Origin of the sequence: Vibrio sp. 10N.222.48.A3 (genome assembly GCF_041475345.1) — a bacterium.
GTDB lineage: Bacteria > Pseudomonadota > Gammaproteobacteria > Enterobacterales > Vibrionaceae > Vibrio > Vibrio tasmaniensis_A.
Map to the genome: position 1 here is coordinate 1 of NZ_JBFRVX010000191.1, position 7,015 is coordinate 7,015.

At 45.7% G+C, this 7,015-nt stretch carries 9 protein-coding genes; 5 read left to right on the forward strand and 4 right to left on the reverse strand.

All coding sequences use genetic code 11. The features are described from left to right. Positions 1-104: 104 nt before the first annotated feature. From hisIE to hisH, 4 genes are read right to left on the reverse strand one after another with little or no spacing between them, the layout of a single operon-like run. Positions 105-755, reverse strand: a complete 651-nt coding sequence (hisIE, locus tag AB4653_RS06800; protein ID WP_009848800.1) for a bifunctional phosphoribosyl-AMP cyclohydrolase/phosphoribosyl-ATP diphosphatase HisIE — start codon at positions 753-755, stop codon at positions 105-107. Further along, positions 752-1,525 carry an imidazole glycerol phosphate synthase subunit HisF gene (gene hisF, locus AB4653_RS06805; RefSeq protein ID WP_004734577.1) on the reverse strand — a complete coding sequence of 258 codons (774 nt, stop codon included), beginning with the start codon at positions 1,523-1,525 and terminating at the stop codon, positions 752-754. The genes hisIE and hisF overlap by 4 nt, the downstream gene beginning before the upstream one ends. Continuing rightward, positions 1,507-2,244, reverse strand: a complete 738-nt coding sequence (gene hisA / locus AB4653_RS06810) for a 1-(5-phosphoribosyl)-5-[(5-phosphoribosylamino)methylideneamino]imidazole-4-carboxamide isomerase (RefSeq protein WP_009848801.1) — start codon at positions 2,242-2,244, stop codon at positions 1,507-1,509. The genes hisF and hisA overlap by 19 nt, the downstream gene beginning before the upstream one ends. Before the next feature lie 43 nt (positions 2,245-2,287). Beyond that, on the reverse strand, positions 2,288-2,902 hold the full coding sequence (gene hisH, locus AB4653_RS06815; RefSeq protein WP_009848802.1) for an imidazole glycerol phosphate synthase subunit HisH: 615 nt from the start codon (positions 2,900-2,902) through the stop codon (positions 2,288-2,290). A gap of 95 nt (positions 2,903-2,997) precedes the next feature. On the opposite strand from hisH, the gene AB4653_RS06820 reads away from it, so the two are divergent. From AB4653_RS06820 to AB4653_RS06840, 5 genes are all read left to right on the forward strand, one after another. Continuing rightward, complete coding sequence (locus AB4653_RS06820) at positions 2,998-4,224, forward strand: Na(+)-translocating NADH-quinone reductase subunit A (protein ID WP_372103642.1); 1,227 nt, start codon at positions 2,998-3,000, stop codon at positions 4,222-4,224. 5 nt (positions 4,225-4,229) lie between these two features. After that, positions 4,230-5,474 (forward strand): NADH:ubiquinone reductase (Na(+)-transporting) subunit B, encoded by a 1,245-nt coding sequence (locus AB4653_RS06825; protein ID WP_009848372.1) that lies wholly within the window; start codon positions 4,230-4,232, stop codon positions 5,472-5,474. Next, positions 5,464-6,231 (forward strand): Na(+)-translocating NADH-quinone reductase subunit C, encoded by a 768-nt coding sequence (locus AB4653_RS06830; protein ID WP_009848373.1) that lies wholly within the window; start codon positions 5,464-5,466, stop codon positions 6,229-6,231. Before AB4653_RS06825 ends, AB4653_RS06830 begins: the two co-directional genes overlap by 11 nt. Then, positions 6,231-6,863: an NADH:ubiquinone reductase (Na(+)-transporting) subunit D gene (locus AB4653_RS06835; RefSeq protein WP_009848374.1), complete on the forward strand. Its 633-nt coding sequence runs from the start codon at positions 6,231-6,233 to the stop codon at positions 6,861-6,863. The genes AB4653_RS06830 and AB4653_RS06835 overlap by 1 nt, the downstream gene beginning before the upstream one ends. Positions 6,864-6,870: 7 nt before the next feature. Next, a partial coding sequence (locus tag AB4653_RS06840; protein ID WP_372103644.1) for an Rnf-Nqr domain containing protein occupies positions 6,871-7,015 on the forward strand: 145 nt, incomplete at its 3' end.

Below are 7,015 nucleotides of genomic sequence, written 5' to 3' on the forward strand. Positions count from 1 at the left end.
AATCTTGAAATCTTGAAAATTAAAAAGCTAAAAAGCCCCGTAAATATAATTGTTTACGGGGCTTTTATCTATCTGCTACGTGGTTCGATTAATCTAAACAGAGCTTACTTGTGACGTTCTTTTAGCTTGTTGACCACATCGTTCATCGACAAGCCTTGGTCTTGAAGAAGAACCATCAAGTGGTAAATCAAATCTGCTGATTCACACACTAATTCCGCCTTATCGCCCGACGTCGCCGCAAGCGCGACTTCAACGCCTTCTTCGCCCACTTTTTGCGAAATACGCTTGGTGCCACGGGCATATAGACTGGCAGTATAAGAAGACTCAGGGTCTGCGTCCTTGCGGGCAGCCAGTAGCTGCTCAAGCTGATGAAGCCACACCATCTGAGACTCTTCTTGTTTGTCTCCATCCCAACACGTTGTTGTACCTGTGTGGCACGTTGGGCCAATGGGATTAACTTTAACCAGTAAGGTGTCGCTGTCACAGTCCAAGGCGATGTTTTGCAGTTGTAATACGTTGCCTGACGTTTCACCTTTCGTCCAAAGACGCTCTTTGGTGCGAGAGAAAAACGTCACATTGCCAGTTTCACCCGTTTTCTCAAGTGCTGCAGGGTTCATGTATCCCATCATTAGCACTTGGCTCGATTGGTAATCTTGAACAATAGCTGGCACTAAGCCATCGACTTTTTCCCAGTTAATACGCTCTGACAATGCGCCTACTTCTGTTTTTGATAAGCTTGCGGTTTCAAAACTCATAGTCGCACCTCTACATCTTGTTGTTTCAAATACTGTTTAAGTTCACCAATATTGATGACTTGCTTGTGGAATACCGAAGCCGCAAGTGCTCCGTCCACGTTGGTTTTTTTATAGGCTTCAGCAAAGTGCTCCATCGCACCTGCGCCACCTGATGCAATCAGGGGTACATTACACACTGAACGTACCATATTTAACTGGTCGATATCATAGCCGTTGCGAACGCCATCTTGGTTCATCATGTTTAACACGATCTCACCGGCGCCACGCTTCTGTACTTCCTGCACCCAATCTTTGGTTTCCCACTTGGTTGCTTTGGTACGCGCTTCATCGCCTGTGAATTGGTAAACCTGATATTTACCCGTCTCTTTATCGAAGTATGAATCGATACCGACAACGATACACTGTACGCCGAACTTATCAGCTAGGTCAGTGATTAGCTGTGGGTTAGCCAATGCAGGCGAGTTGATGGATACTTTATCTGCACCAAACTCAAGAATGCGTGCTGCATCTTCCGCAGACTTAATACCACCAGCCACACAGAAAGGAATATCAATCACTTCTGCTACACGTTTCACCCAGCTTTTATCGACCACACGGCCATCACTTGATGCGGTGATGTCATAAAATACTAATTCATCAGCGCCCTCTTCTGCGTAGCGTTGTGCTAGCGGAACGATGTCACCAATAATTTCGTGATTACGGAATTGAACGCCCTTAACCACTTGTCCATCACGGACATCCAAACAAGGGATTATTCGCTTTGCCAACATGCAAATGCCTCCTCTGTGGTGAACTTGCCATCAAGCAGTGCACGACCAACAATCACACCCGCAACGCCGCTGCCTTTAAGTGCTTCGATATCAGCTAGGCTGCCAATGCCACCCGATGATTGGAATTGTACTTGTGGGTACTGCTTACAAAGATCAACATAGAGCTCTACGTTTGATCCTTCTAGCGTGCCATCACGTGAAATATCGGTACACAGAACGTGTTTAAGGCCAACCGTGAGGTAGTCTTCAACCAGCGCTTCAATGGTCACACCTGAATCTTCTTGCCAACCTGAAATCGCGACTTTACGTGTGCCGCTTTCGTCAATATTGATGTCCAGAGCCAGCACGATTTTTTCCGCACCGTACTTCTCCATCCAACCTTTAACCAACTCAGGTTGCTTAACTGCCGTAGAACCAACCACAACGCGCTGTGCGCCAGCTTCTAGTAGATCAACGACATCTTGTTCGTTACGCACGCCACCACCAATCTGGATGTTCGCAGGCGTGCTAGCAAGGAGCTTAGCAATCAAGTCTAACTGACGAGCCGTTGTGTCTTTTGCACCCGTTAAGTCAACAAGGTGAAGCCAACCTGCGCCAGCTTGGTGGTACAAGTTAAACTGCTCAGCTGGGTCTACTTTGTATTCTGTTACTTGCCCGTAGTCTCCTTGGAATAAGCGAACTACTTGACCTTCAATTAAATCTAACGCGGGAATAATCATTTACATTCCTTATAGGGCAACGTTAGCCGCTGCCTAATCCTTATTACAATTCCAAGAAATTCTGAATCAGCTTAGAGCCAGCTTTCGAAGATCGCTCTGGGTGGAACTGAACACCATAATAGTTGCCACTTTGCACTGCGGCTGTGAACGGATTACCGTAATCACATTGTGCGATTGTGTAGTCACCCACCGGCATTGCGAAGCTGTGAACAAAATAGAAGTATTCACCTTCTTCAATGTCTTTAAATAGAGGGTGATTAGGTGTCGCGGTTACTGTGTTCCAGCCCATGTGTGGTAAAGGCAAGTCGCCCGTTTGAAGTAAACGAACTTCACCGTCACACAAACCTAGGCATTCAACTAACTCGTCAGCCTTTTGGCCTTTCTCTTGAGACAATTTGCCTAACAGCTGCATACCTAAACAAATACCTAGCAAAGGCTTCTCTACTTGCTTCACAAGAGAAACAAGGTCGCGCTCTTGCAAGTTCTTCATTGCCTCACTTGCTGTGCCTACACCCGGTAGGAACAGCTTGTCCGCAGCAAGAACAACTTCTGGTTCTTTTGAAATTTCAACTGCGTAGCCTAGACGTTCAATCGCAAACTTCACCGAGGAAACATTGGCACAACCAGTATCAATAATAACGACTTTTTGATCTTTCATTGTTTTTCCTTGCTAACGTTAGCCTTACAGAACGCCTTTGCTGCTTGGTAACTCGTTACCTTCAACTTTGATTGCTTGGCGAAGAGTACGTTGGTATGCGTCCTACGATGCATGCTCGCGTTGGTGATGAAGTGAAGAAAGGCCAAGTTCTTTTTGCAGATAAAAAGAACCCAGGTGTTGTATTTACTTCTCCAGCAAGCGGTAAAGTTATTGAAGTGAACCGTGGTGCTAAGCGTGTTCTTCAATCAGTAGTGATTGAAGTAGCAGGCAATGAGCAAATCACGTTCAATAGCTATGAAGCTAACCAACTAGTAAGTCTTGACCGTGAAACGGTTAAAACTCAGTTAGTTGAGTCTGGCGCATGGACCGCTTTGCGAACTCGTCCGTTCAGCAAGGTTCCAGCAGTTGATTCTGAAACTCAGGCTATTTTCGTTACTGCTATGGATACTAATCCGCTAGCAGCTGAGCCAGAATTAATCATTAACGAGCAGTCTGATGCTTTCGTTGCTGGTTTAGATCTTCTTTCAACTCTGACTAACGGTAAAGTGTACGTTTGTAAAAAAGGTACTAGCTTACCTCGTTCAGCTCAGTCTAACGTTGAAGAACATGTTTTTGATGGCCCACACCCTGCAGGTCTTGCAGGCACGCATGTGCATTACCTATATCCGGTAAATGCACAAAATGTAGCGTGGAGCATTAACTACCAAGATGTTATCGCATTCGGTAAGCTTTTCCTTACTGGTGAGATTTACTCTGAGCGTGTTGTTTCTCTGGCTGGTCCAGTGGTGAATAACCCACGTCTAGTTCGTACTCAAATTGGTGCTAGCCTTGAAGAGTTGACAGACAGCGAGTTAATGCCAGGCGAAGTTCGTGTGATTTCTGGTTCTGTACTTACGGGTACTGAAGCAACAGGTCCACATGCTTTCCTTGGTCGTTACCATCAGCAAGTTTCTGTTCTACGTGAAGGTCGTGATAAAGAGCTATTCGGCTGGGCTATGCCTGGTAAGAACAAGTTCTCTGTTACTCGTTCATTCCTTGGTCACCTGTTTAAAGGTCAGTTGTTCAACATGACAACGACGACAAACGGTAGTGACCGCTCAATGGTTCCAATTGGTAACTACGAGCGCGTAATGCCTCTAGATATGGAACCTACATTGCTGCTTCGTGATCTATGTGCAGGCGACATTGATAGTGCTCAAGCACTTGGTGCGCTAGAACTAGACGAAGAAGATGTAGCATTGTGTACCTTTGTATGTCCAGGTAAGTACGAGTACGGTCAACTACTTCGTGAATGCCTAGATACGATTGAGAAGGAAGGGTAATTTTCATGGGCCTTAAAAAGTTTCTTGAAGACATCGAGCATCATTTTGAGCCAGGTGGTAAACACGAGAAGTGGTTTGCGCTTTACGAAGCAGCAGCGACAGTGTTTTACACGCCAGGTCTTATCACAAAGAAAAGCTCACACGTTCGTGATAGCGTTGATTTAAAACGTATCATGATCATGGTTTGGTTCGCGGTATTCCCAGCAATGTTCTGGGGTATGTACAACGCGGGTGGCCAAGCTATCGCTGCACTTAACCATATGTACGCAGGCGCTGAACTAGCATCTGTTATCAGTGGTAACTGGCACTACTGGCTAACCGAAATGCTTGGAGCCTCCTTAGGGCCCGATGCAGGTGTTGGCAGCAAGATGCTACTTGGTGCTACATACTTCCTACCTATCTACGCAACGGTATTCATCGTTGGTGGTTTCTGGGAAGTTCTGTTCTGTATGGTGCGTAAGCACGAAGTAAACGAAGGTTTCTTTGTTACTTCTATCTTATTTGCGCTTATCGTTCCGCCAACGCTTCCTCTATGGCAAGCAGCACTAGGTATTACCTTCGGTGTTGTAGTAGCGAAAGAGATCTTCGGTGGTACGGGTCGTAACTTCCTGAACCCTGCACTTGCTGGCCGTGCGTTCCTATTCTTTGCATACCCTGCACAGATTTCAGGTGACGTAGTTTGGACTGCTGCAGATGGTTTCTCTGGTGCAACTGCTCTTAGCCAATGGGCTCAAGGCGGCGGTAGCGCACTAATGAACGTGACATCAGGTGAAGCAATCACTTGGATGGACGCATTCATTGGTAACATCCCAGGTTCTATCGGTGAAGTATCAACTCTAGCACTTATGATTGGTGCAGCGATGATCGTTTACATGCGTATCGCTTCATGGCGCATCATTGCTGGTGTAATGATCGGTATGATTGCTGTGTCTACACTGTTCAACGTGATCGGTTCTGATACTAACGCAATGTTCAGCATGCCTTGGCATTGGCACCTAGTTCTAGGTGGCTTCGCATTCGGTATGTTCTTCATGGCGACTGACCCAGTATCAGCTTCATTTACCAATAAAGGTAAGTGGTGGTACGGCATCCTAATCGGCGCAATGTGTGTAATGATTCGTGTAGTTAACCCTGCATACCCAGAAGGCATGATGCTTGCGATTCTATTCGCAAACCTATTTGCTCCTCTGTTTGACCACGTTGTAATCGAGAAGAACATTAAGCGGAGACTAGCGCGCTATGGCAAGTAATAACGATAGCATTAAAAAGACGCTGTTTGTTGTTATCGCATTGAGCCTAGTGTGCTCAATCATCGTTTCAACAGCTGCAGTTGTTCTTAAACCTAAGCAGCAAGCTAACGCAGTTCTGGATCAGCAAACTAAGATCCTTGAAGTTGCGGGTATTGAGCTTGCAGGTGATATCCCAGCACTCTACGCAGAGAACATCGAACCTCGTCTAGTTGATTTCGCTACTGGCGATTTCGTTGACGGCGACGCTGCTGCATACGACCAACGTAAAGCGGCAAAAGATCCAGCTCAGTCAATCAAGCTTTCAGCTGAAGATGACATCGCTAAGATCATTCGTCGTGCTAACACGGGTACTGTATACCTAGTGAAAGATGGCGCTGAAACTTCTAAAGTTATCATCCCTGTTCACGGTAACGGCCTATGGTCAATGATGTACGCATTCGTTGCGGTAGAAACTGATGGCAACACGGTTTCTGGTATCACTTACTACGAGCAAGGTGAAACTCCTGGACTTGGTGGTGAAGTTGAGAACCCATCTTGGCGCGCTCAATTCGTTGGTAAGAAATTATTCGACGAAAACCACAAACCTGCTATTCAGGTTGTTAAAGGTGGCGCTCCTCAAGGTTCTGAGCACGGTGTAGATGGCCTTTCTGGTGCAACACTAACAAGTGTTGGTGTTCAACATACATTTGACTTCTGGTTAGGTGATATGGGCTTTGGTCCGTTCCTAGCAAAAGTTCGTGACGGAGGTCTGAACTAATGTCTAGTGCAAAAGAAATTAAAAAGAGCATCTTAGCGCCGGTGTTGGACAACAACCCAATCGCGCTACAGGTTCTTGGTGTGTGTTCTGCTCTTGCGGTAACCACTAAACTAGAAACAGCGTTTGTTATGACTATCGCGGTAATGTTCGTTACTGCTCTGTCTAACTTCTTCGTTTCTTTGATCCGTAACCACATTCCGAACAGTGTGCGTATCATCGTTCAGATGGCAATTATCGCATCATTAGTAATCGTGGTAGACCAAGTGCTTAAAGCATACCTATACGATATCTCTAAGCAGCTATCTGTATTCGTTGGCCTAATCATTACTAACTGTATTGTAATGGGCCGTGCTGAAGCATTCGCAATGAAGTCTGCACCAATCCCATCTTTCATCGATGGCCTTGGTAACGGTCTTGGTTACGGTTTCGTATTGATCACTGTTGGTTTCTTCCGTGAGCTTCTTGGCTCTGGCAAACTATTTGATATGGAAGTACTACCTCTAGTGAGCAACGGTGGTTGGTATCAGCCAAACGGCTTGATGCTTCTAGCACCTTCAGCATTCTTCCTAATTGGTTTCTTGATTTGGGCAATTCGTGTGTTCAAACCAGAACAAGTAGAAGCGAAGGGGTAAGGTAGTCATGGAACATTATATTAGTCTGCTAGTTAAATCGATTTTCATCGAAAACATGGCGCTTTCTTTCTTCCTAGGTATGTGTACATTCCTAGCGGTTTCTAAGAAAGTTAAAACTTCTTTTGGTCTTGGTGTTGCGGTAGTTGTAGTAC

Coding starts and splice junctions, on each gene's coding strand:
- hisIE (WP_009848800.1), bottom strand. CDS start 755: ATGAGTTTTGAAACCGCAAGCTTATCAAAAACAGAAGTAGGCGCATTG.
- hisF (WP_004734577.1), bottom strand. CDS start 1,525: ATGTTGGCAAAGCGAATAATCCCTTGTTTGGATGTCCGTGATGGACAA.
- hisA (WP_009848801.1), bottom strand. CDS start 2,244: ATGATTATTCCCGCGTTAGATTTAATTGAAGGTCAAGTAGTTCGCTTA.
- hisH (WP_009848802.1), bottom strand. CDS start 2,902: ATGAAAGATCAAAAAGTCGTTATTATTGATACTGGTTGTGCCAATGTT.
- AB4653_RS06820 (WP_372103642.1), top strand. CDS start 2,998: ATGCGTCCTACGATGCATGCTCGCGTTGGTGATGAAGTGAAGAAAGGC.
- AB4653_RS06825 (WP_009848372.1), top strand. CDS start 4,230: ATGGGCCTTAAAAAGTTTCTTGAAGACATCGAGCATCATTTTGAGCCA.
- AB4653_RS06830 (WP_009848373.1), top strand. CDS start 5,464: ATGGCAAGTAATAACGATAGCATTAAAAAGACGCTGTTTGTTGTTATC.
- AB4653_RS06835 (WP_009848374.1), top strand. CDS start 6,231: ATGTCTAGTGCAAAAGAAATTAAAAAGAGCATCTTAGCGCCGGTGTTG.